Origin of the sequence: Streptomyces sp. NRRL S-37 (genome assembly GCF_000721605.1) — a bacterium.
Lineage (GTDB): Bacteria > Actinomycetota > Actinomycetes > Streptomycetales > Streptomycetaceae > Streptomyces.
Genome location: NZ_JOIZ01000008.1, coordinates 15550 through 38553 on the forward strand (window position 1 = coordinate 15550; position 23004 = coordinate 38553).

At 73.3% G+C, this 23004-nt stretch carries 22 protein-coding genes; 8 read left to right on the forward strand and 14 right to left on the reverse strand.

The window, feature by feature from the left end; all coding sequences use genetic code 11:
* The first annotated feature begins 96 nt into the window (after window positions 1-96).
* A complete protein-coding gene (locus tag IH50_RS0114555; RefSeq protein ID WP_030861227.1) occupies window positions 97-675 on the forward strand; it encodes a TetR/AcrR family transcriptional regulator in 579 nt (192 codons plus the stop codon).
* A 117-nt stretch (window positions 676-792) separates the two neighbouring features.
* On the opposite strand, the gene IH50_RS0114560 is transcribed toward IH50_RS0114555, so the two are convergent.
* The 8 genes from IH50_RS0114560 to IH50_RS0114595 all read right to left on the reverse strand — a co-directional run bounded on the left by IH50_RS0114560 (window position 793) and on the right by IH50_RS0114595 (window position 8187).
* Entirely contained in the window at window positions 793-1254 is a 462-nt protein-coding gene (locus tag IH50_RS0114560; RefSeq protein ID WP_030861230.1) for a hypothetical protein, read from the reverse strand.
* Window positions 1255-1361: 107 nt separating this feature from the next.
* Complete coding sequence (locus tag IH50_RS0114565) at window positions 1362-2429, reverse strand: rhamnogalacturonan acetylesterase (RefSeq protein WP_030861232.1); 1068 nt, start codon at window positions 2427-2429, stop codon at window positions 1362-1364.
* On the reverse strand, window positions 2426-3838 hold the full coding sequence (locus IH50_RS0114570) for an RICIN domain-containing protein (RefSeq protein WP_030861234.1): 1413 nt from the start codon (window positions 3836-3838) through the stop codon (window positions 2426-2428). Before IH50_RS0114570 ends, IH50_RS0114565 begins: the two co-directional genes overlap by 4 nt.
* Before the next feature lies 1 nt (window position 3839).
* Window positions 3840-4925 carry a family 43 glycosylhydrolase gene (locus IH50_RS0114575; RefSeq protein WP_030861236.1) on the reverse strand — a complete coding sequence of 362 codons (1086 nt, stop codon included), beginning with the start codon at window positions 4923-4925 and terminating at the stop codon, window positions 3840-3842.
* Between the two features lie 133 nt (window positions 4926-5058).
* Window positions 5059-5889 carry a class II glutamine amidotransferase gene (locus tag IH50_RS0114580; RefSeq protein ID WP_030861238.1) on the reverse strand — a complete coding sequence of 277 codons (831 nt, stop codon included), beginning with the start codon at window positions 5887-5889 and terminating at the stop codon, window positions 5059-5061.
* Between the two features lie 37 nt (window positions 5890-5926).
* The gene (locus tag IH50_RS0114585) at window positions 5927-7228 is read right to left on the reverse strand and encodes a diacylglycerol/lipid kinase family protein (RefSeq protein ID WP_037872416.1); all 1302 of its coding nucleotides are present in this window, start codon (window positions 7226-7228) and stop codon (window positions 5927-5929) included.
* Window positions 7229-7238: 10 nt separating this feature from the next.
* On the reverse strand, window positions 7239-7688 hold the full coding sequence (locus tag IH50_RS0114590; RefSeq protein WP_030861242.1) for a DUF7144 family membrane protein: 450 nt from the start codon (window positions 7686-7688) through the stop codon (window positions 7239-7241).
* 28 nt (window positions 7689-7716) lie between these two features.
* Window positions 7717-8187: an SHOCT domain-containing protein gene (locus IH50_RS0114595; protein ID WP_030861245.1), complete on the reverse strand. Its 471-nt coding sequence runs from the start codon at window positions 8185-8187 to the stop codon at window positions 7717-7719.
* 524 nt (window positions 8188-8711) lie between these two features.
* On the opposite strand from IH50_RS0114595, the gene IH50_RS0114600 reads away from it, so the two are divergent.
* Window positions 8712-10118: a DUF2252 domain-containing protein gene (locus IH50_RS0114600; protein WP_030861247.1), complete on the forward strand. Its 1407-nt coding sequence runs from the start codon at window positions 8712-8714 to the stop codon at window positions 10116-10118.
* 16 nt (window positions 10119-10134) lie between these two features.
* On the opposite strand, the gene IH50_RS0114605 is transcribed toward IH50_RS0114600, so the two are convergent.
* The 3 genes from IH50_RS0114605 to IH50_RS0114615 form a co-directional block, all read right to left on the reverse strand.
* On the reverse strand, window positions 10135-10332 hold the full coding sequence (locus tag IH50_RS0114605) for a hypothetical protein (RefSeq protein WP_030861249.1): 198 nt from the start codon (window positions 10330-10332) through the stop codon (window positions 10135-10137).
* 109 nt (window positions 10333-10441) lie between these two features.
* On the reverse strand, window positions 10442-10969 hold the full coding sequence (locus tag IH50_RS0114610; RefSeq protein ID WP_030861251.1) for a hypothetical protein: 528 nt from the start codon (window positions 10967-10969) through the stop codon (window positions 10442-10444).
* A gap of 14 nt (window positions 10970-10983) precedes the next feature.
* A complete protein-coding gene (locus IH50_RS0114615) occupies window positions 10984-13638 on the reverse strand; it encodes a LuxR C-terminal-related transcriptional regulator (RefSeq protein ID WP_051767306.1) in 2655 nt (884 codons plus the stop codon).
* A 266-nt stretch (window positions 13639-13904) separates the two neighbouring features.
* Between IH50_RS0114615 and IH50_RS0114620 the strand changes: the two genes are divergently transcribed.
* The 4 genes from IH50_RS0114620 (at window position 13905) to IH50_RS0114635 (ending at window position 17712) form a co-directional block, all read left to right on the forward strand.
* Entirely contained in the window at window positions 13905-14792 is an 888-nt protein-coding gene (locus tag IH50_RS0114620) for a septum formation family protein (protein ID WP_030861255.1), read from the forward strand.
* A 93-nt stretch (window positions 14793-14885) separates the two neighbouring features.
* Entirely contained in the window at window positions 14886-15284 is a 399-nt protein-coding gene (locus tag IH50_RS0114625; RefSeq protein ID WP_037872427.1) for a hypothetical protein, read from the forward strand.
* 21 nt (window positions 15285-15305) lie between these two features.
* Complete coding sequence (gene mmuM / locus IH50_RS0114630) at window positions 15306-16217, forward strand: homocysteine S-methyltransferase (RefSeq protein ID WP_030861261.1); 912 nt, start codon at window positions 15306-15308, stop codon at window positions 16215-16217.
* 166 nt (window positions 16218-16383) lie between these two features.
* Complete coding sequence (locus IH50_RS0114635) at window positions 16384-17712, forward strand: carboxylesterase/lipase family protein (RefSeq protein ID WP_107062053.1); 1329 nt, start codon at window positions 16384-16386, stop codon at window positions 17710-17712.
* A gap of 154 nt (window positions 17713-17866) precedes the next feature.
* Here the strand turns inward: IH50_RS0114635 and IH50_RS0114640 are convergent, their stop codons facing one another.
* Window positions 17867-18724, reverse strand: a complete 858-nt coding sequence (locus IH50_RS0114640; RefSeq protein ID WP_030861266.1) for a MerR family transcriptional regulator — start codon at window positions 18722-18724, stop codon at window positions 17867-17869.
* 314 nt (window positions 18725-19038) lie between these two features.
* Here IH50_RS0114640 and IH50_RS0114645 point away from each other — a divergent pair, with 314 nt between their 5' ends.
* Window positions 19039-19623 (forward strand): YrhB domain-containing protein, encoded by a 585-nt coding sequence (locus tag IH50_RS0114645; RefSeq protein ID WP_030861268.1) that lies wholly within the window; start codon window positions 19039-19041, stop codon window positions 19621-19623.
* 14 nt (window positions 19624-19637) lie between these two features.
* Window positions 19638-20465 (forward strand): MOSC domain-containing protein, encoded by an 828-nt coding sequence (locus tag IH50_RS0114650; protein WP_030861270.1) that lies wholly within the window; start codon window positions 19638-19640, stop codon window positions 20463-20465.
* A gap of 199 nt (window positions 20466-20664) precedes the next feature.
* Here the strand turns inward: IH50_RS0114650 and IH50_RS0114655 are convergent, their stop codons facing one another.
* Window positions 20665-21123, reverse strand: coding sequence for a CAP domain-containing protein (locus IH50_RS0114655; RefSeq protein ID WP_030861272.1), 459 nt, complete (start codon window positions 21121-21123; stop codon window positions 20665-20667).
* 165 nt (window positions 21124-21288) lie between these two features.
* Window positions 21289-22836 carry a carboxylesterase/lipase family protein gene (locus IH50_RS0114660; protein ID WP_030861275.1) on the reverse strand — a complete coding sequence of 516 codons (1548 nt, stop codon included), beginning with the start codon at window positions 22834-22836 and terminating at the stop codon, window positions 21289-21291.
* Window positions 22837-23004 lie beyond the last annotated feature (168 nt).

Here is a 23004-nt window from a genome sequence, read left to right on the forward strand (position 1 = left end):
CTTACAGATGAGCGCCGCATGCCCCGGACACGGCGGCTCGCGCACATCTGCTCGGTAGGCTGGGCGCTCCCTGTCGGGTTTGCTTCGGAGGCCTCCATTCCCCGCGCCGGACTCACCGCCGGCCGTCTCGTCGCGGCCGCCGCCGACCTCGCCGACGAGGCGGGCTACGAGAACGTCACCCTGTCCGCGCTGGCCCGGCGTTTCGGCGTGCGGGACGCGAGCCTGTACGCGCATGTGCGCGGACTGCGGGACCTGCGCGTCCGGATGGCCCTGCTGGCGGGCGCGGAGATGACCGACCGGATCGCGGCGGCGGTCGCCGGCCGGACCGGCAAGGAGGCACTGGCCGCCTTCGCGGACGCCTACCGGGAGTACGCCCTGGACCACCCCGGCCGTTACGCGGCCACCCAGATCCGCCTGGACCCGTCCCTGGCCTCCGACTCCCCCGCGATGCGCCGCACCGCCGAGGTCGTCCACGGTCTGCTCCGCGGCTACGGCCTGGACGAACCCGACCTCACCGACGCCGTACGCCTGCTGCGCAGCACCTTCCACGGCTACTGCGCCCTGGAGTCCTCCGGCGCCTTCGGCGACCCCCGGGACGTCCGGGCGTCCTGGGACAGGGTGGTCGAGGCCCTGCACATCGCCCTGGTGAACTGGCCTCGGGAGCAGGCTGGTTGACCGCCGGGAGGCGGACGGACCGGAAGCCGTGCGCGGCCAGGATGTGCGCGGAGGCGTGGTGCCGGGCGCCCGGCGGCAGCAGGGGCTCGGCCGCGTGGTGGAGGCCGGCGAAGGCGGTCACGAGAGGTCTCCGACGGCGTCGGCGTAGTAGACGGACTCGGTGAGGTGGCGGGCGAGTTCGCGGAAGCTCCAGCCCTCGCCGGGTGAGTCGTCGAGCTGTTCGTCGGTGAGCGCGTCGAGGCGGTTGGCCCAGATCCTCGCCAGCCGGGTGAGGCGGCTGCGGGCCTCGTCGAGGTCCTGCGGGGTGAAGGGGGCGAGGTCGGCCTCGGTGGTGATCAGGGAGGCGTGCCAGTGGTCGGGCTGCGGCTCCTCGCCGGCGAGCCGGGCCTCCAGCTCCGCGAGGTGGTCGATGAGGTGGTCGGTGACGCGGCGGATCGCCTTGTGCGGGGTGTATTCGCGTCCGTCGACGTGGGCGGGTTCGCCGTTCCAGCGGGTCCAGCCGGCGGCCAGGGCGAGGACGTGGTCGACCATGCCGGTGACGGCCGCGGAGGGGGTGGTGGTCTGCGTGTTCTCGTTCATGCGGCCACGCTAGGAGCGGAACGCTTCGGTGCCGGCCGAACTGTCCGGGCGTGCGCGGGTGGTGGGCCTGGGGCGCCCCGGTTCCGGTCGGAACGCCCCAGGGCCTCTCATCCCACCCTGACCTTGCCCCTGGGCACCAGACGCAGGTTCAGCAGTTCTTCACGGACCAGGTCCGCGTACACGGTGGCGCCGTGCACGGAGGTGTGCGTGTTGTCCCGTTTCTCGTCGTAGAGGTACAGCGCCTTGGAGCCCTCCACGCCGAGGGACTCCACCAGCGCCTTGGTCCGCGCCGTGAGGTCGATCAGCGGGACGTCCCGGTCGGCGGCGACGGAGCGGATGACGGCCGGGTGGTCGACGCCGAGCCCGTTGACCAGCAGGGCCGTGCCGTTGTCCAGGGTGCCGTCGGTGTTGAACCAGCGTCGCACGACCGGGGTGACGAGCACCGGCTCGCCGCCCCGCTCCCGCACGCCCGCCACCAGAGACTCGAGGTTGGCCCGGTAGGTCGCCCCGTCGGTGGTCTTGTCGTTGTGGGCGAGCTGGATCAGGACGAGGTCGCCGCGCCGGATCAGTGGCCGGACGGCGTCCCACAGGAGCGGGTTCCCGAGATAGCTGACCGTACTCTCCCCGGAGTCCGCGTAGTTGGCCACGGACAGCCCCTTGCGCAGGTACTGGGGCAGTCGCTGGCCCCAGCCGGAGTACGGGTCGCCGGGCTGGTCGCAGACCGTGGAGTCGCCGACCAGGAGGATCTGCCGGGCGTGCCGGGCCGGGGTGACCCGGATGCCGGCGAGCGCGGGCGCGGTTCCGCCGACGGTGAGGTCGAGTCCGGGCGTGCCCTCGGCGCCGAGGGGTTCGCCCTCGGGGGTGCGGACGTTCACGGTGAAGCTCCGCACGACGCGTTCCCCGGCCGCCGCGGCGGTCTCCGGGAGCAGGGCGCGCCGGGTCTCGCCGCCGAGGGCGGTGCGGGACGCCAGGTCGCCGCCGAGGGTGACCCGCACGTCGTAGGTGCCGGGCGGCAGGTCGAAGTGGCAGGCGGTGGCCGTGCAGTTCTCGATGCCGAGGGCGGGCGGACGCCCCTGGTGCCGGGTCTGTGCCTGGGCCGGTACGGCCGGCAGCCCGATGCCCAGTGCCACGGCCGCCGCCACGGCGGCCCGGGCGCGCGTGCGTCCCCGTCTCATGTCCCGCGTGTCCACTGCTGGTTGGTCCCTCCGTTGCAGGTGTACGTGATGATCGCGGCCGAGTCGGCGGTGGACGCGCCGTTCACGTCCAGGCACTCGCCGGTGGCGCGGGACCTGAGGGTGACGTAGGAGCCGGTGGTGGTGACCGCCCACTGCTGGCCGGTGGCGGAGGCGTCGCAGTCCTCCTGCGTGACCGTGCTCGCGTTCTCCCGCACGCACAGGCCGCTGTTGCGGACCACCAGCTGGTGGTAGCCACCGCCGACGGACTTGAACCAGTACTTCTGGTTGCCGCCGCCGTTGCAGCCGTACTGCTTGATCTGGGCGCCCTGCCACAGCGACTGGCCGGTCACGTCGGCGCACCTGCCGCTGTGCCGGGCGATCAGCGTGTGGTACGTGGCGGCGGTGCCGGCGACCGTCCCGGCGGCCGTGTCGACGGTGATCTCGGGCGACCAGGACATCGACATCGACGTGGCCGACGGGAAGGTCAGCGGCAGCCACACGTACCGGGAGTCGTTGACGGTCCCGCCGAAGGAGTTGCCCCAGCGGTCGCCCAGGTAGAGGTACGAGGTGCCGGAGGTGCCCTGCACCGGCAGGACGTACGCGGTCTGGGAACCGAAGGCGGTCGAGTCGCCGACGTCGCGCATCGCGGACCAGGGGCCGGAGAGGCTGGTGGCGGTGGCGTACCGCTGCTGGTTGGGGCTCCAGCCGGTGGCGCCCGAGGTCAGCATGAAGTAGACGCCGTTCCGCTTGAACAGGGCCGGTGCCTCGCGGTGGCCGCCGGGCCAGGGGTTGGCGACCAGGCTCGCGATGCCGGTGTGGTCGGCGGTGAGCCGGTAGATGTGCAGGTCGTAGTTCTCGCGGGCGGCGGAGACCATGTAGCCGGTGCCGTCGGTGTCCGTGAAGACGGTGATGTCGCGGGACATGTGCTGTCCCAGCGGCCGGAAGCTGCCCCGCCAGGTGTAGTCGCCGTCCACGGTGCCGGAGACGGCGACGGCGGCGCGGGCCTCGCTGTAGTCGCTGCCGTTCTCCTTGTGCATCCACATCACGAACTGGCCGGTGGACGCGTTGTACATGACCTTGGGCCGCTCGATGTTGGCGGTGGCGAGCTCCGGGTGGCTGTCCTCGGTGAGGACGTGGTTGCGGAACTCCCAGTTCTTCAGGTCGGTGGAGCGGTAGGCGTCCACGGAGCGGAAGGTGTTGTCGGCGTTGCGGTGCTCGCCGAACCAGTAGTAGTAGGCGCCGACTTTGAGGACGCCGCCGCCGTGGGCGTGCACGGGGCTGCCCGAACCGTCGGTGAACTGGATGCCGTTGGCGATCGTCTGCGGGGCGGCCTGCGCGGGTCCCGCGGTGGCCAGGGCGCCGGCGAGCGCGAGACAGAGGGTGAGCAGTACGGCGTACGCGCGTCTCATCTCACGCCCCCTCGCCCGTCGCGGTGTCGGCCACGGGGACGCCGAAGTCGGGGGTGCCGTCCGGCTTCCAGCCGAGCCTCTGGATCCGGGTGTGCCGGTTGGGGTCGTCGAGCGGGTCGCCGGTGATCTCCTTGTACTGGCGGGCGTGGTAGACGAGGACGTCGGTGCGGCCGTCCTCGGCGACGGTGAAGCAGTTGTGGCCGGGCCCGTACTGTCCGGTCGTGTCGTTGCTGGTGAAGACGGGGACGGGCGACTTGGCCCAGCTCGCCGGGTCCATGAGGTCGCTGTCCTCGTCGGCGGTCAGCAGGCCCACGCAGTAGTGGTGGTCGGTGGCGCTGGCCGAGTACGTCATGAACAGCCGGCCGTTGCGGTGCAGGACGTACGGTCCCTCGTTGACGGCGAAGCCGACGCGCTCCCAGTCGTACTCGGGTGTGGTCAGCCGCACTTGGGGGCCGGTCAGGGTCCAGGGGTTCGCCATCTCGGAGAGCCAGACGGCGGTGTTGTTGTCCATGCCGGGTTCGTGCTGGGCCCAGGCGAGGTAGCGGGTGCCGCGGTGGGCGAAGGTGGTGGCGTCCAGGGAGAAGGTCTCCCACGCGGTCCTGATCTGCCCCTTCTCCACCCAGGTGCCCTTGAAGGGGTCGCGGTGGGCGTTCTCCAGCACCCAGATGCGGATCGCCCACACGTCCTCGGCGGGCGCGGCGGCGAAGTAGACGTACCACTTGCCTGCGACGCGGTGCAGCTCCGGCGCCCAGATGTGGGCGCCCATGTCACCGGTGGGGTGCGCCCGCCAGATCACGGACTCGGCGGCCCGGCCGAGTCCGCCCAGGGTGCGGGAGCGGCGCAGGACGATCCGGTCGTACTCGGGGACGGTGGCGGTGAAGTAGTAGGAGCCGTCGGTGTGCCGGGTGATGTGCGGGTCGGCGCGGTGGGGGACGAGCGGGTTCACGTACGGGGCTGCCTTCGGGCGTGCGGCGGCGTCGGCCACGGCGGGTGTCGCGGCGGCCAGGGCGCCCGCGGCGAGGGCACCCTTCAGCAGGAGTCTGCGGGCGGGGGGCGGGGCGGGCAGGTCGTCGGCGGCGCGGCTCATGCGGTCTGCCTCTCGTGGGGGAGGACGATGCCGTTCGTGTTTTCGAACGACATCTGACATGACGAACGCCGACAAGGTAAGGGTGTGTCAGGGGGAGGTCAACGGGTCCGGCGCGACGCGGGGACGCCGGTCCTCACGCGGCGGGCGTGAAGGTGTGCATCTCGTCCCCCTCGGGCCCCACCACGCCGTAGGTGCCCTCGGGGACGGCGTTCCAGGCGCCGGGCAGGTCGCCCAGGGGTTCGGAGACGATGAGGCGGGCGTCGTCGGACATCTCGCGCAGGAAGGCCAGGTCCGGGTGGAGGGAGCGCAGGGTGTCCACGCGGGTGCTGTAGAAGAGCGAGCGCGACTCCTTCTGGCTGGAGTAGCGGAACGCCCACAGGCGCACGCCGTCGGTCACCGAGACCGTCATCTGCAGCGGGAACGCCACGCCGTGCTCGTGGCCGACACGTTCCACCAGGCCGGCCATCCGGGCGACGGCGCCGGGCGGGTCCTCCTCCAGGCCGAGGGTCAGCGACAGGTAGAACATCATCTCCGAGTCCGTGGAGCCCTCGACGTACGGGAACAGCTCCGGCTCGACGGCCAGCGCGAGGTCGCGTCTGACCAGGTGGAAATCGGCGATCGCCCCGTTGTGCATCCACATCCAGCGGCCGTGCCGGAACGGGTGGCAGTTGGTCTGCTGCACCGCCGTACCGGTCGAGGCCCGGATGTGGGCGAAGAAGAGCGGCGAGACGACGTGCTCGGCGATCTCCCGCAGGTTGCGGTCGCTCCACGCCGGGCCGATGTCCCGGACGACGGCGGGGCTGTCCTTGTCCGGCGCGTACCAGCCCACGCCGAACCCGTCGCCGTTGGTCGTCTCGACTCCCATCTTGGCGTGCAGGCTCTGGTCGATCAGTGAGTGGGCCGGTTTGTAGAGGATGCTCTCCAGCAGGATGGGAGTGCCCGAATAGGCGAGCCAACGGCACATGTCCACCGCCTTCCCGGCCGCGATCGCGACCGTCGTGTCACGGGCCGTCCTGCCGCCGTCCCAGGGCGAGCCTCGTCACCCGCGGCCAGTCGGGTGCCCCGCTCCCCCGCCGGGTACGCACCGCACCGCGCGGAACGCACACGCGCAGCGCTCCGGGAGCGGTCCGGCACACCACGGGGGCCGGCAGCAGCACGTGCTCCCCGTCGACACCGGCCGGGACGGTCGGGGTGTCCGCCTCCACGACGACCTCGTCGGCGGTGAGCCGCAGCAGGCCGGCCGCGCGGGGACCGCGCGCCATCCCGGCGGCCCGCACCGCGCTCTCCACCCGCACGCCCAGGACCCCCAGCCGTCCGGAGTCCAGCCGCTCCCTGCGCCCGGGCCGGGAGGCGTCGACCGCCCGCAGGTACGGATTGTTGCTGACGAGCAGGGCCTGCAGCCCGTCCGCCCGGGTCCCGTCCGCGCGCATCCGCAGCCGGGGCGCCGAGGGGCCGGACAGCAGACCGGGCATCATCCGGAGCGTGGTCCGCCGCTTCTCCTCCCGGTACGCGGGATCGCCCACGACCGCCGCGTACGTGCCGAAGGAGGCGTTGTTGACGAACACCCGGTCCGCGGCGAACCCGAGGTCGACGCGGAGTTCGACGCCGTCCGTCAGGGCGTCCAGGGCCTTCGCCGGGTCGTCCCGGTCGAGCCCGAGGTCGAGCGCGAAGTGGTTGCGGGTGCCGGCCGGGATCACCAGGAACGGCAGGTCGTGGCGGGCGGCCACCTCCGCCACCAGGGCCTGGGTGCCGTCCCCGCCGGCCACCGCCAGCAGGTCGGCCCCGTCGCGTACGGCGTCCTCGGCGAGCGCGGCCACGTCCTGGTACCCGGCGCCGAGGAGCACCACCCGGGCGCCCGACGCACGCGCCCGGTCCGCCAGCCGGAAGCGGTCCACCTTGCCGCCGCCGGAACGCGGGTTCATCAGGGCCCAGGGACGGTGCGGCGGCGCGGCGGGCACCGGGTCGGCGGTCCCGGGCGCCACCGCGTTCCGCGCCGCGCCCGCGGCCAGCGCCCACAGCGCCAGGGACACCGCGGCCGGCCCCAGCATCCCGCCCGCGGCGTACAGGGCGAGGACCGTCAGCGGTGCCGTCACGCACAGCACCGCTCCCATGATCCGCACCGCCCCGGAGTGGGCGAGCGTCCACCACAGTCCGACGGCCGCCAGGGCCAGTCCGGCGAGGCCGAGCAGCGCCCAGAGCACGCCGCGCAGGCCGGCGGCGACGAGCGGGACCAGGACGCCGGCCGCGAGGGCGAGGAGCGCCAGTCGCGCCCACCCGGCGTCCCGGCGGCCGGCGGTCCGCACGGAGCCCGGCTCAGCGTTCCGCGCCGGCGTGCGAACGCGGCGCGCACAGCGCCCAGATGATGAACCCGGAGAAGGCGATCATCACGACGGACCAGACCGGGTAGTACGGCAGGGACAGGAAATTGGCGATGATGAGGAGACCCGCGATCACCACGCCGGCGACGCGGGCCCACATGGCCCCCCGGACCAGGCCGAGGCTGACGAGCACCCCGATGGCGCCGAGCACCAGATGGGTCCAGCCCCACGCGCTGAGGTCGAACTGGAAGACGTAGTCCTGCGTCGTGACGAAGACGTCGTCCTCGGCGATGCCCATGATGCCCCGGAGGATGTCGAGCACCGACACGATCATGAGCGAGACGGCGGCGAAGACCGTCAGGCCTTCGGCCCACTGCCGCTTGGCCGACGGCGCGTGCACGCCGGTGGCGCCGCGTGCGCCGTGGGTCGGGTGTGTCGCTGTCATTCCGATGCCTCGATTCGGTGTCGTGCGGTCAGCGCCCGGCGGAGGAGGCGAACCGGCCCGCGTGTTCCGCCGGGCCGTGGCCGCTCAGGACCAGTTCCTTCGCCCTGCGGAACTCGTCGTCCGAGATGTCGCCGCGGGCCTTGATCTCGGACAGCCGGGCGAGTTCGTCGACGCTGCTGGTACGGCCGCCGGCGCCCCTGGCGGTCTCGCGGACGTAGCTGTCGAAGGCGTCCTGCTGTGCGCGCGCCTGGGCGATCTCACGGCGCCCCATGTTCTTGCCGCGTGCGATCACGTAGACGAAGACGCCCAGGAAGGGCAGGACGACCGTGAACACCAGCCAGCCGGCCTTGGCCCAGCCGCTCAGGTCGTCGTCGCGGAAGATGTCCATGACGACCCGGAAGAGCAGGACGAACCACATGATCCACAGGAAGACGACCAGGATGGTCCAGAAGGCGCTCAGCAGCGGATAGTCGTACGCGAGATACGTCGCACCACTCATCTCGGTCCTCCGTTCCGGGCCGCCCGCGCCCGCCATGCCGTTGTGTGCCGCCTTCAGCGTGTCCGCGACGAGGGACCACCCGCCTCACCCGGGACGGGTGAAACACCGCCCCGGCCGGGCGTCCCGGCCGGTCCCGGCGGGACGGGGAGGACGAGCCGCGGGCCGAGGAGCCGGGTCGGCGCCCGGGCCGATTCCGCGGGCGGAACCAGGACGGCGGTCCCCGCGACGACGGCGAGCGGCACCCCGGGATCCCGGCGGGGCCCCGTCGGCAGGCCGGGGCCGCTCCGGCAGGCGCGTGTGTCCGTCCGAGACCGGGGCCGGACCGGGTGTCGCGCTCGCGGCTCCTTCTCCCGCGCGGCGCGCCCGGACCGCGGCGCGAGCGCGGGGCCGGCCTTCCGTCCGGTCGCCGTCGCCGGGTCACCCGCGGCGGGTGATCCGGTCGGGAGGCGGGCGCGGTCGGATGGGCGGCGAGCAGTCGTCGCGCGGCGAGCGGTCGTCGTGCGCGGTACGGGCGGGAGACAGTGATGACGACCGTGGCGAGTCCGTTCAGCGCCTCCCTCTCCCCGGCCGAACGAGCCGCGTGCGGCAAGGAGGCACGCGGCCGTACGCCGCGCGCCTCCCACGGCCGGTTCGAGGCGGCCCGGGACCGGCCCGATCCCGTCGACGTGATCGAGCGGCAGTCGGCGACCCGGCTGCCCGAGCTGGTGCCGGTCCGCTACGGCCGCATGCTCGAGTCCCCCTTCCGGTTCTACCGGGGAGCGGCGGCGATCATGGCGGCGGACCTCGGGCCGGCCCCGGACACCGGCCTGACCGTGCAGTTGTGCGGCGACGCCCACCTGCTCAACTTCCGCCTGCTGGCCTCCCCGGAACGCCGTCTCGTCTTCGACATCAACGACTTCGACGAGACGCACACCGGTCCCTTCGAGTGGGACGTCAAGCGGCTGGCGGCGAGCTTCGCCATCGCCGGCCGGGCGAACGGCTTCCCGGTCGAGGCGCAGCACGAAACCGTACGAGCCTGTGTGAAGGCCTACCGCCGGCGCATGCGGGAGTTCGCCGGCATGCGCGCTCTCGACGTCTGGTACGCGCAGGACGACGCCGACCGGCTGCGGGAGCTGCTGACGTCGTCGACGGACCGCGAGGCCCGGCGACGCGCCGCCCGGGCGGCGGCACGCGCCCGGACCCGTACGCAACTCCAGGCCTTCGAGAAGCTCACGCGGGTCGAGGACGGAGAGCGGCGCATCGCCCCGGACCCGCCGCTGATCACGCCGCTGCGCGACCTGGTGGACGGCCCGTCCGCCGAGGAGGAGGCCCTGCGCGAGGTCCTGGACGGCTACGCGCGCTCGCTGTCGTCGGAGCACCGCCACCTGCTGGGGCGCTACCGCCTGGTCGACGTGGCCCGGAAGGTGGTGGGCGTCGGCAGTGTCGGCACCCGCTGCTGGATCGTGCTCCTGCTCGGCCGGGACGACGACGATCCCCTGCTGCTGCAGGCCAAGGAGGCGCAGGAGTCGGTGCTCGCGCCGTACGCGGACGGCGAGCGGTACGACAACCAGGGCCGCCGGGTCGTGGCGGGGCAGCGGCTGATCCAGACGACCAGCGACATCCTGCTCGGCTGGACGCACACCGTGGGCCTCGACGGACGCCCCCGGGACTTCTACGTACGGCAGTTGCACGACTGGAAGGGCATCGCCCGCCCGGAGACCATGGACCCGGGGCTGCTGCGGCTGTTCGCGCGGCTGTGCGGGGCGAGTCTGGCGCGGGCCCACGCCCGGTCCGGCGACCCGGTCGCCATCGCCGCCTACCTGGGGCGCGGCGACCGCTTCGACCGGGCGCTCGCCGGGTTCGCGCAAGACTACGCCGACCGGAACCAGCGGGACTTCGAGGCGCTGGGCGAGGCCGTGCGGTCGGGCCGGGTGCGCGCCGAGAACGCGTGACCGGCGGCCGGGGGCCTCACTCCGGTGCCTGGCGCATCTCCAGGACGCGCAGGCCCAGCGACTGGCAGCGGGCCAGCAGCCCGTACAGGTGTGCTTCGTCGACGACGTGCCCGAACAGCAGGGTCTGACCGGACATCGTCACGTGGTCGAGTTCCGGAAAAACCTTGATCAGCGGTTCCGAGAGATGTCCGTCGACACGGATCTCGTAGCGCATGAGCCGCTCCCCGGGTGGCCTGGGACAGGCTGGCCGTGCCCGTACCCTGCGATCGTCCCCCGCCGGGCGGCGGCCCGGTTCACCCCGTACAGGTGAGAGGCCGCCCGTGTCAGTGCTTCAGCCAGAGCTTGCACGAGAGGATCACCAGGCCGAGCACGAGGTTCACCGCCGCCGACAGGGCCATCAGGCGCCGGCCGGCGCCGGCCCGGCGGGCCGCCGCCACCGACCAGCCCACCTGCCCCGCCACGGCGACGGACAGCGCGAACCACTGGGTGCCCTGCACACCGAGGCCGAGCACGGGGCTGACGGCCACGGCGACCGCCGGCGGCACGGCGGCCTTGACGATCGTCCACTCCTCACGGCACGCCCGCAGGGCGACGTGCCGGTCCGGGCGGCGCTGCGCCAGCCGCGCCCCGAACAACTGCGCGTGCACGTGCGCGATCCAGAACACCCCGCCGGTGAGCAGCAGGAGCAGCACCATCTCCAGCCGCGGGAACGAGCCGAGCGTGCCGGCCCCGACGATCACCGAGGCGGCGAGCATAGACCCGTAGACGCCGCCCGTGTAGTCGGCGTGCGCCCGGCGTTCGGCGGTGCGCGCGGCACGGCCCGGCGCGCGGTGCCCGGTGCCGGCCGTCACGGGCTTCCCCCTCGTCACAGCAGGTCCAGCTCGCGGGCGCGGCGTACCGCCTCGTTGCGGCGGTTGACGGACAGCTTCCGGTAGACGCTCTTGAGGTGGGTCTTGACCGTGTTCACGGATACGTACAGGTCGGCGGCGATCTCCTCGGTGGACATGGTCAGGGCCAGGCGGCGCAGCACGTCGTGCTCGCGTCCGCTCAGCTCCTCGATCACCGGTGGCGGCGGCCCGTACGGGTGCGGGGACGGCCCGGTGCCAGGTGTGCGCCGGCCGGCCGGCGACGCCGAGCCCAGGTAGCGCCGGATCCACGGCCCGGCCTCGGTGAAGGGCCGCCTCAGCCGCTCCCGGCGGGCCTCCGCCAGTGCCCGTCCCACGAGTGCGCGCGCGGCCGCCGTGTCCCCTTCCTCGTCCGCGGCCTGCGCCCGTACCAGCACGGCCCGGACGGTCACGGCGGGCCCGGCGCGCCTCTCCGGACGCGCCCGGTCGAGCAGTCGTACGGCCTCGGCGGTGCCGCCGGTGGCGAGCCGGACCCGTGCGGCCCCCACCGCGCAGGCCGGCTGCTCGGCGGGCACCTCCCGCAGCAGCCCGGCGGCCGTCTCCGTGCGTCCCTCGGCGAGGTGGGCGTCGGCCGCGACGAGCGCCGTCTGCCCGCGCGCCCACGGCGAGACGGCGTCGGCGGGCACCTCCGGTTCCACCGCCTTCAGCGCGGCCCCCGGATCGCCGCGCGCCAGCCGCAGGCGCGCGGTCGTCAGGGCGCGTCCGGCCTCCCGTACGGGGTCCCGCATCGCGGGGTGCGCCTCGGCCGCCGTGTCGAGCAGGGCCTGGGCCTGCCCCAGCTCGTCGCGGTCCACGGCGACGGCGGCCAGGACGAGCCGTTCGACGCCGGATCCGGACGGCCGGGGCAGCCCGAACCTCTCCGTCTCGGCGAGGGCCTCGCGGGCCCTGCATTCGGCCCTGCCGAGCCAGCCGTCCAGGTAGTCGATCAGGGCGAGCCGGCCGAGCGAGTCCTCGCGCGGGAGGGCCGTGGCCGCTCCCGGGGCGAAGTCCGCCACGGTGGACAGGGCGGTCCGCGCCTCCTCGAAGCGCCCGGCCCACAGCCGTGCGGAGCCGAGGTGGTCCAGCAGCAGCGCGGTGAGTTCGGGATGCCGGTCCAGCAGTTCGGCGGGGACCGCCTCCCGCAGCCTCCCGGCCGCCCGTGCCGCGTCCTCCGCCCGCTCCGGCGCACCGGCCAGCCGGGCGGCCAGCGCCTCCAGCAGGGCGCAGCTCAGCCGGGCCGCCGCCTCGTCGGCCGTGCCGTCGTGCTCCGCCAGCTCGTGCCGTGCGCGGTGCAGATGGGTCAGCCCGCCGTCGATCTCGCACCGGGCCAGCCGGCCGGCCGCCCGTACCAGCTCCGGGGCCGCTCCCGTGCCCTCCCGCCCCATGCGGGAGAACAGTCCGGCCACCGCGTCGGAGCGCGGACCGGTGAAGAACTGGCCGATGGCGAGGTCGTCGACCAGGGCGTTCGCGGTGAACTCCCAGTCGTCGGCGGCGGCCCCGTGCCCGAGCGCCTCCGGAAGGTGTCCGGACCGCCGCAGCCACCCGGCGGCCCGCCGGTGCAGCTCGGGTTCCAGTCCGGGCAGGCGCGTCCGCAGATGGGCGCGGAGGATCTCGGCGAACAGGGGGTGGAGCCGGTACAGACCGTGCCCGAGGTGCTCGACGAAGGCGTTGTCCCGGTTCAGCCGGGCCAGGACGGCCTCGGCGTCGTCGCGCCCCGTGACCGCGTTCGCCAGGCCGGGACAGAACCGGTCGAGCACGCTCACCCGCAGCAGCAGGTCCTGGGTCCCGGCGTTCTGCCGCTTGAGCACCTCCGCCAGCAGGAAGTCGGCGATGGTGCTGCGGTCCGCCTCGAACTCCTTGAGGTACACCTCCGGGTCCGGGCTCTCCCCCGCCGCCAGCGCGCACAGCCGCAGCCCGGCGGCCCATCCCCGGGTGCGCTCCACCAGGGCGCGCACCGCGGCCGGGGGCAGCCGCAGCCCGTGCAGTTCCAGCAGCTCGGCGGCCTCGGTGGGGGTGAAGGCCAGCTCGGCGCCCCTGATCTCCGTCAGCTCGCCCGCGGCCCGGTAGCGGTGCAGGGGCAGCAGCGGCTCGGTCCGGGTGACGAGGACCAGCCGCAGCCCCGGCCCGGCGTGCCGCAGCACGAACTCCAGCTGCTCGGCGATCTCCGGGGAGGTGACCCGGTCGAACTCGTCGAGCACCAGCACCACGGGCCGCTCCCGGACGCTCAGCCCGGCGGCGAGCCGGGCCCCCAGGGTGGGGTTCACCCGGTTCGCGTCCGCCGGGAACCCGACGCCGGCGGGCGGCGGGACACCGACGGCGTGCAGCGCGCGCAGCAGATACGCCCAGAACATCCCGGGCCCGGTCCCGGCCGCCTCGGTGGTGAACCAGGCGACGGGCGGCCCGTCCAGACGCTCCGCCCAGTCCGCGACGAGCAGGGTCTTCCCGGCGCCCGCCGCGCCGTTGACCATGGTCAGCGGCGTCCGCAGCCCCTGGTCGAGACGCCTGGTCAGCCGCTCCCGCCGCAGGTACGTCACCGGCCGCGCCGGCACGGCGAACCTGGTCCGCAGGAAGGGATCCCCGTGCGGGTCGGCGAAGGGTTCCGCGGCGGACGAACCGTCCCCTTCAAGCCCGGTCATGGCGCTCACCGCCCCTGTTCGGCTGTGGCTTCCTCTCAGCATCCCAGCACCGGGGGCGGAGGGCGCGTCGTACGGTGCCGCTCCGCCGGGGGCGCGGGCCCGCGCACGCCCCTCCGCACGCTCGCCGGCACCCGGATACAACCTTCGCGGTCCGTCGTGAGTCGGAGACGTCACTACGGGGTGAGGGCCTCCGTGCGACCGGGCCACGGAAATGGCATACGATGCGCGCGACTCTCATAAAGATCACATAAGAGGATGCACATATCATGGCAATCCGTGCCGCCCACCGTTCCCTTCGCGGCATATCCGCCGTCGTCGCCCTGCTCGCGATCGGCGCGGTGGGATGCTCGGAGGTCTCCGACGCCGTCGACAGCGCCAAGGACGGCGCGAAGAAGGTGGCCCGCCAGCGCTCGGTGTTCTCGCTGGACATCGGTGACTGCTACAACCCGAACGGCAAGGCCGAGGGGGAGGCGTACTCCGTCGAGATCGTGCCCTGCGACGAGGCGCACGAGGGCCAGGTCGTCGGCGAGTTCACGATCGACGAGGGCACGGAGTACCCCGGCGACGACAAGATCTCGACGATCGCGGACGACCGCTGCCCGGTCGAGGCGCAGAAGTACTCCCCGGACACCTGGGCGCTCCCCAAGGGTGCCGCCCTCTTCTACTACACCCCGACCATGGAGAGCTGGGCGACCGGCGACCGCGCGGTGAGCTGCACCTACACCGCGGAGGGGGGCAAGCTCAACGGCTCGCTGGAGACCGCGAAGTCCCTCAAGCCCGAGCAGACCACGTACCTCACGGGTTCGAACGCGCTCTACGAGGCCCTGTGGGCGAACCAGCCCGAGAAGGACACCGTCGAGGACGACCTGGCCGGCTACAAGGCGCAGGCCAAGGCCGTCGCGGCCGCCCTCGACGCGCACGTCGAGGGCCTGGGCGGCATCGAGGGCACCGAGGTCGGCAAGCTCCGCGCGACGCTGACGAAGGCGGCCGGCAACTGGAAGAAGGCCGCGAACGCCGCCGACGCCGACGCGTTCTACATCGCCTACGACCCGGCGTTCACCGACATCGACCCGAACAAGTCGGTCGCCGCCCGCAAGGAACTGGGCCTGGCCACCACCGTCCCGGCCGACGAGGCCGAGGTCTGGGCGGGCTGACGTCCCGTCGGGCCGGAGGGGGCCGGGTCCGTCGGGGACCCGGCCCCGTCCGCGGAGGTCCGATCGCCCCCGTTGTCAGTGCCCTGCGGCATGATGACCGCCGTGAACACCGAAACCCTGACAGCCGTCTGGCAGCGGCTTCTCGCCGACCCCCACAAGTCGTGGGTGCTGTTCGAGCACGGCACCTGTGTCGTGCTGACCGCTCCGGACGGCGAACTCGCCGGACAGGCCACCGAGATCCTGCGGACGTTCGGCCCGGCGCACGCCGGGTCCTCGGCGGGAGACTTCGGAGTGATCGACCCCGAGAACGCCGAGGGATGGGTCGTCACCGGGCACCACAATGACGTCCTCACCTACGTCGGCCCCGATGAACCCCAGGACCGGTCGGAGATCTCCGTCGGACTGCTCGGACGCGCCAAGCGCCACCGGGACGGCACCGAACTCCACGTCGTCCACGTCGAGGACGGGCGGGGCTCGGCGGATCCGGCGTGAGCGTCCTCTAGCGTCGTCGGCATGAGCACCTCTCCCGCCCTCGCCGAGGCACTCGCGGACGGCACGGTCGTCCTCGACGGCGGCATGTCCAACCAGCTCGCGGCGGCCGGGCACGACCTGAGCGACGAACTGTGGTCGGCCCGGCTGCTCGCCGAGGACCCCGAGGCGGTGACCGCGGCCCACCTCGCGTACTTCGAGGCGGGCGCGGATGTCGCCATCACGGCGAGCTACCAGGCCACGTTCGAGGGCTTCGCGCGGCGCGGGACCGGCCGGGAGGAGGCGGCCGGACTGCTCGCCCTGAGCGTGGAGTGCGCCCGTGAGGCGGCCCGGCGGGCCCGGACGTCCCGCCCCCTCTGGGTGGCGGCCTCGGTCGGCCCGTACGGCGCGATGCTCGCGGACGGCTCGGAGTACCGGGGCCGGTACGGGCTGAGCGTGGCGGAACTGGAGCGCTTCCACCGCCCGCGCATGGAGGTCCTCGCGGGGGCCGCCCCGGACGTGCTCGCCCTGGAGACGGTCCCCGACACGGACGAGGCCCGGGCCCTGCTGCGTGCGCTGCGCGGTCTCGGCGTACCGGCCTGGCTGTCGTACTCGGCGTCCGGCGACCGCACCCGCGCCGGCCAGCCGCTGGAGGAGGCGTTCGCGCTGGCGGCACGGGCGGACGAGGTGATCGCGGTCGGCGTGAACTGCTGCACTCCGGAGGACGCGGACCACGCGGTGACCCTCGCGGCGCGGGTCACCGGCAAACCGGTCGTGGTCTACCCCAACAGCGGCGAGACATGGGACGCCGGGGCGCGGGCGTGGACCGGACGGCCGACGTTCAGCGCCGGGCAGGTGAAGGGCTGGCGTGACTCGGGGGCCCGGCTGATCGGAGGGTGCTGCCGGGTGGGCCCGGACACGATCGCATCGGTGGCGTCGGCACTGCGGGCGCCGTAGCGAACTGGCACCACACGACCCTCCCGGGCTCCCGCTCCCCCACACCCCACGTGCCCGCCGCCCCGCCCACTCTCGTGCACACGGACAGCAGTCTCACGGCCGGGCCTGTCAAGGCACGGGGCCGCGTCCGATCAGGTCATCTTCGGTGCGTGCGTGCGACGGGTCCTTGCCGTACGCGCCGGTCTCCAGCACGGAGGAGAACTGCCTGGTCCTGAACGTCACGACGCCACCGGACCAGCGGCGGGCCGCTCCCGTGCTCGTGTGGATCCACGGGGACGGCGCCGTGGGCGGCGGTTCATTCTTCGACGGGCGCCGCCTGGCCGAGCGGGGGCTGGTGGTCGTCACGGTCAACTACCGTCTCGGCGTCTTCGGCGGCCTCGCCCTGCCCGGTCTGGAAGGAGCCGGCACCTTCGGTCTCCAGGACCAGCAGGCGGCGCTGACCTGGGTGCGGAACAACGCGCGCGCCTTCGGCGGTGACCCCGGCAATGTCACCGTGGCCGGCGTGTCGTTCGGCGCGTCCGCCATCGCCGGGCACCTGACGTCCCCCGCGTCCCGGGGTCTGTTCCACCGAGCCGTCATGGCGAGCGGCGAGGCCATGATGGACATGCCGGCCGGCGCGATGGGGCCGGGCGTGCCGGGGTACCCGTGGTACGTCTGGCGGACGGGCCGGGAGATGGAGGACATCACCACCGAGATGACCTCGTCCCTCGGCTGCCGTGACGGCCGTCCGGAACGCACCCTCGCCTGTCTGCGCGCCCTGCCCGTGGAGAGGATCCTCGAGGTGCCGCACATCATGAACGCCTTCCAGGTGTTCGGATACGGCAACGCCACCCTGCCCGAGCTGCCGCCCACGGCCCTGCGCACCGGACGTTTCCACCGTGTGCCCGTCCTGTCGGGCGCGACCCGCGACGAGCACCGCACGTTCGTCGGGATGACGTACGACGCGGTGGGCAGGCCGTTCACCGAGGCCGACTACGACGGCGCCCTGCGCACCGCGTTCGGCGAGGCGCGGGCGGAGCGTGTGCGGGCCGAATACCCCACGACCGCCTACCCGTCGCCCGCGCTGGCGTGGGCCGCTGTGATCACCGACCGCATGTGGGCGCGCGGCACGCAGGCGCAGCACGACGCGCTGGCCTGTCATGTGCCGGTGTACGCCTACGAGTTCGCCGACCGGGACGCGCCGATGTTCCTGCCGCTGTCGGGCGGGTTCGACTTCGGCGCCTTCCACGCGGCCGACATCCCCTACCTGTTCGAGGACGAAGCGGCCGATCCGTTGTTCACCCCGGCGCAGCGTCGCCTGTCGGCCACGATGACCGGATACTGGGCCGCGTTCGCCCGCACCGGCGCACCCCGCGGTACCGGTCTGCCCGCCTGGCTCCCCCACCGCCCGGGCCCCGCCGGCCGGCCGTACACACAGTCACTGGCACCGGAGCGCATCGGGCCCGTCGACTACCGCCACGAACACCGTCTCGGCTTCTGGAACCACCTGCCCTGACACGGCCGGTCCGCTGCACCGGCGAAGGCGCGCGCTTCCTCTCCGCCACAGCGTCGTGACGCTCAGGGGACACTCCTCGAAGTCACCTTCGAGGAAAGGACACGCGCGATGGACTCGGTCATGCCGCACTCGTGGACGGCCCATCCGGCGCCCGTCAGCAGGGCCGTGGGATGTCGCCGTCCTGATCGGCCGAACGAAACAGTTCGAAGACACGTTCCTCGTACCGGAGGCGGGCCGGGGAGAAGTCGAACGGCATCTTGCCGATGGCCTCCATCGCGCTCGTCCTCGCCTCGCCTTCCTCCCCGCCGGCGTGCTCGTCTTCCTGGTCCAGGAGGTCGCCGAGGGCCTCGTCCAGGCCGGATCCGTCGATGGCGGCTCCCAAGGCGGTCTCATGAGCACACCGCTGAGCGGCCAGATCTTCGATGCGGGGGTCGTCGGGGGACACGGTGTCGTCCAGGGCCGCCTCGGCCTCGGCCAGGCGGTCCTCCTCGGCCCGCAGTTCGGGGTGGGTGGCCAGGACGATGAACCGGTTGGCCTGGACGGCGGCGCCCAGGGGGCCGAACACACGCTCCGTGACCAGAAGAGTATCGAGATCCGCCGGGCGCAGGGCTCCGGGCGGCAGCTCCCGCAGGCGGCCACCGACCAGCGGTGAGAGCAGGCCCAGGGGGCTGCCCACCTCGCGGAGGCGGTGCACGGCGGCCCGCTGGGATTCGATGGCGGCCGCCTTGGAGGCGAGGGACTCCTCCAGGCGGGCCAGGGACTGCTCGATGCCGGTGGCGCCCTCGAAGCCGTCCCGGATGGCGTCCAGGGAGATACCCGCGTCGGCCATCTTGCGGATCCACAGCAGGCGGATCATGTCGTCGTATCCGTAGCGGCGGCGGTCGTCGCTTCCGCGTTCCGGTTCGGCGAGGAGCCCGATGGCGTGGTAGTGGCGGATGGCGCGGGGTGTGGTCCCGGCGAACGCGGCGGCATCGCCGATCTTGACCCGGCGGGGAATCGCAGGAAGGGGCATGCGGGAGAACCTCTCGATGTCGTGCTCACCGCCTACTGGACCACATGCCGTTACGGCACGTGCAAACCCCGCTGCCACAGGCGTCCCGCACTCCCGCGCCGTCACGTGTCGTACGGATCGCCGCACGGGCGGAGAAAAACCGGGAGAGGCGGGAACCACCTTCCTCCGGCCTCTCCAGTCCGGTACCGAGCGGGAGTCGCTCCGCGAGGGTGAGGTCGTGCAGCCGAGCATCGCGGTGTGAACGCCGTCGTCCACGGTTCCGGGCTGTGCGAATTCGCTGGTCGGCAGAGGGCTTCGTACGGGATGCTTCATCCGTGATCGAACGAGAGGCCGCCGTTCGGGTCGTCGAGGAACAGCTGGAGCGTGACCATCAGCAGTGGCGGGCGGTGAGTGCGGACGCGATGCGGATGGCTGTGACCCGTGTCGAGAAGCACGAGCCGGTGTGGATCGTCTCCTGGCAGTCCGAGGAGTTCGTACGCACTCGGAACTCGAAGTACGCGCTGATCGGCAATGGGCCGTACCTCGTCGACCGTGTCGACGGAGGACTTCACCGGATCGGCGTCGTCTCCTCGGTGACCGGGGAGTGGGAGGCCGACTACCGGGGCCGGATACGCGGGTTGCCGATACGCACCGTGGTGGACGATCTGCACGATGTGCTCCGTGAGGTCGCCGCTGCGCGCGGACACATGCACGCCGCGCGGACACTGCGCCGGAGGCTGCCCGCGCTCTCGCCCGCGGAAGCCATCGAGTACGTGAGCGCGTTGCTGGACGGCGACGCACCCGCGCGCCTCGTGGCCGTCGCCACCGGGGAACTCGTGGAGCCTCTCAACCCGGTGCTCGCGGTGAGGACCGTTCCGAGCGGGGCGGCGATCCGAGCCGGTCAGGGACACGAGGGATGAGCGGGAAAGCCACCATGGCCAGCGTTGTCGAGCTGACGTACTACCCCGTCAAGGGCTGCGCCGGGACATCGGTGCGCGAGGCGCCGCTCACCCCCGCCGGGCTCGCGCACGACCGCGGTTTCATGGTCGTCGATGAGGAGGGGATGGGGCGGACGCAGCGCAGGGACCCCCAACTGGCCCTGATCCGGCCGACGGTCAGTGCCGACGGCGGCCGACTCACCCTCCAGGCACCGGAGTTCGACACGCTGGAGCTTCGCGTGGACACGGCCGCCGCCCGGCGGAAGGTGGATCTGTTCGGGACGGTCCACCAGGGCATCGACCAGGGCGACACGGCCGCCGAATGGTTCACGGAGGTGCTCGGCGTGCCGAGCCGGCTCGTGCGCGTACCGCCGGAGCACGACCGGGTGACCGACGGCAGGACCCCGGGCACCTCCGCCTACGCCGACAGCTGCGCCCTGCACGTCCTCTCACGCGCCACGCTCGGCCTCCTCAACCGCAAACTGGCCGAACGCGGCGTCCCGCCGCTGCCGATGAACCGCTTCCGCCCCAACATCGTGGTCGACGGCTGGGACGAACCGCACACCGAGGACCGCGCCCACCGCATCCGCATCGGCGACACCGAACTGGGGTACGCCAAGCTCGCCATCCGCTGCGCGGTCACCATGGTCGAACAGGAGACGGGGGCGAAGGCGGGCCCGGAGCCGCTGCGCACCCTCGCCGGTTACCGTCGCGCCACCGAGGGCGGTGTCGCCTACGGGACCAAGTACGCGGTGCTCCGCACCGGCACCCTGTCCGTCGGCAACGCCGTGGACGTCCTCTCGTGGGGCGACAGCGAACTGTAGGACGGTTCAGCCAGCCGTACACCACCGGCCGCGGGCGCGGGACGGTTCCGGACAGGTGGGGGGTGGACCCGCGCCGGGGGTGGCGGCATGCCGCCCGCACGCCGGTGGGCGAGGCCGGTCCGGGGCCGGTCCCGTACGGTCCGTGGTCCGGCCCCGGCGGAAACCCGGTTTCCCATCGCGGCGCTGTGCGGCGGTTCCTCTATTTCGTGCCCATGTCCAGTGTCCAGTAGTGGCCCCAGGGACCGCCCTCGTGGTGGCCCAGGCCGGCCTCCCGGGTCTCGGAGCGGAGGATGGCGTTGCGGTGTCCCCAGCCGAAGCGTTCGTCGTCCTGCATCCAGAAGCGCAGCGCCTCCTCCGCCGTGGGGAAGCCGACGGCCACGTTCTCCGCCCGCCAGGTGCGGTAGCCGGCCTGGTCCATGGGTTCCCCGGCCTCCCAGACCAGTTTTCCGCTGGGGCCGCGGTGCATGTTGTCGCCGCTGACCGCCCAGTCCCTCGAGTGGTCCTTCAGGAAGAGGTTGTGGGCGTTCGCCGCGTCCGTCAGCTGCGGCGACCGGTCGAAACCCCTCGCGCACGCGGTCATGGTCGCGCCCGCGGAGTTTCCGTGCGGCGGGTACTTCTCCGGGTGCTGTCGCGCGTCGTTGATCAAGTCGAGACTCACCTTGGGCTCCTCACTCGCGGGCCTGCCCCGGTGCGACCGGACCGGCCGACCAGGATGAGTCGGCTCTTTCCTCTTCCTCGATTGTCCCGGACGGGCGGCGTCCCGGCATCTCGTGGCCCGCAGGCCCGACTTGGCCGTCACCGGCCCCCGGAGCGCACGCCCGCGTCAGTCGCGGCGGAGTGCGCCGGCGCGGCGCAGGCGGCGTACGACCGAGCGGAGTTCGGGGGGTGTGGCGGGTTCGGGGTTCTCGGGGGCGGGTGTGCTCCACAGGACGAGTTCGCGGTCCCGGGGGCCGTGTTCGACGTGCGGGTCGCCGTCGCCGTACACCTGCACCGGATGGTGCGTGTCCCAGCGTTCCCAGCCCGGTGAGCCGTCGGTGACGAACCGTACCCACGCCCCGTGCATCGCGTCGGCGAGGTCCTGCGGGGCGCCCTCGCCCGCGAGTTTGCGGGCGTCGGGCTCGTCGCCGCTGTCGAAGACGAAGCCGAGTTCCAGGGCGTGGCAGGCGCCCATGCCGGGGCGGCGGGAGGGCCAGGCGAACTCGTAGACGTAAGAAGGGTCCCGGCGGCCGTCGGCGAGGCGGTGCAGGGGGACGCGGAGCAGGTGGTCGGTGACCAGCTGGCCGACGAGTTCGGCGGTGCCGGCGTCCGGGCGCAGGGCGCGGTAGCCGCGCGGGACCTCGCTGCCACAGTGGCAGCGGGCCATCGCGCCGGCGAGGGCGACCGCGCCGAGGCGGTCGACGCGTTCCGTCAGGCCGCCGGGAACCAGCCAGAGCCGGTACTCGTCGCGGGTCCAGCCGGTCAGCAGCTCCACGCCGGGGGCCGCGCCGTCGGTGAGCGCCTCCAGGGGGTCGCGCGGGACCAGGTCGCCGTCGGTGACGATGCCGAAGGCGGGGCCGCCGAGTATCGGGCTGCCGAGGCGGCCGATGTCGGCCTGGACGCGGAGGAGCTGGTCGCGGTCGACGGCGGCGAAGGCCTCGGCGGTGGCGGGGATCCTGAGGCGGCTCGCCATACGGCGGACCATACGGCGCACCTTGGCGCGGTCCGTGGTCTCGGGCGGGCCGCTCTGCAGGACGGCCCGGCGGACCAGCCCCCGGGTCTGCGGGGCGGCGACGAGCACGCCCGTGCTGATCGCTCCGGCGGACTGGCCGCCTAGGGTGACGCGGTCCGGGTCGCCGCCGAAGGCCCCGATCGACGCGTGGACCCAGTGCAGCGCGGCGAGCTGGTCGCGCAGGCCGGGGTTGGCGGGGGCGTCCGGGAAGAGGCCGTAGCCCTCGACGCCGAGGCGGTAGTTGACCGACACGAACACCACGCCGTCGCGGGCGAAGGGGCGGCCGTCGTAGACGGGGACCGCCGAGGAGCCCCGGGTCAGGGCGCCGCCGTGGAGCCATACGAAAACGGGAAGGCGGGCGCAGGGTGCGGGGTCGGGGGTCCAGACGTTGAGGTTGAGGCAGTCGTCGCCGGGGACGGCCGGGTCGGACAGGTACCGCGCGAAGGCCTCCGAGTACGGGGGTTTCGGGGCCGTCGGTCCGAAGGCGGCGGCCTCGCGCACGCCGTCCCAGGGCTCGGGCGGGGTGGGCGGGCGGAAGCGGCGGGGGCCGAAGGGGGGTGCCGCGTAGGGGATGCCCCGGAAGACGGCCACGCCCTGCTCCCAGCGGCCGCGGACGGCTCCGTACGGGGTTCTGGTCACGGGGTTCGCCCGGTCCGCCGTCATGTGCCCACCAGCCCTTCGCCGCGCCGCGTCGCGTCACGCACCGGCCGGGCCCACCGGACCCGCCGGTAACACGAGAGCACCGCGACGCTCCTCGGTATTCCTGGGTACGCGTGAGAGTTCTTCCCGCCCCGGCGTACCGGATCTACAGTAGGAAGCGCTTTCTATTCG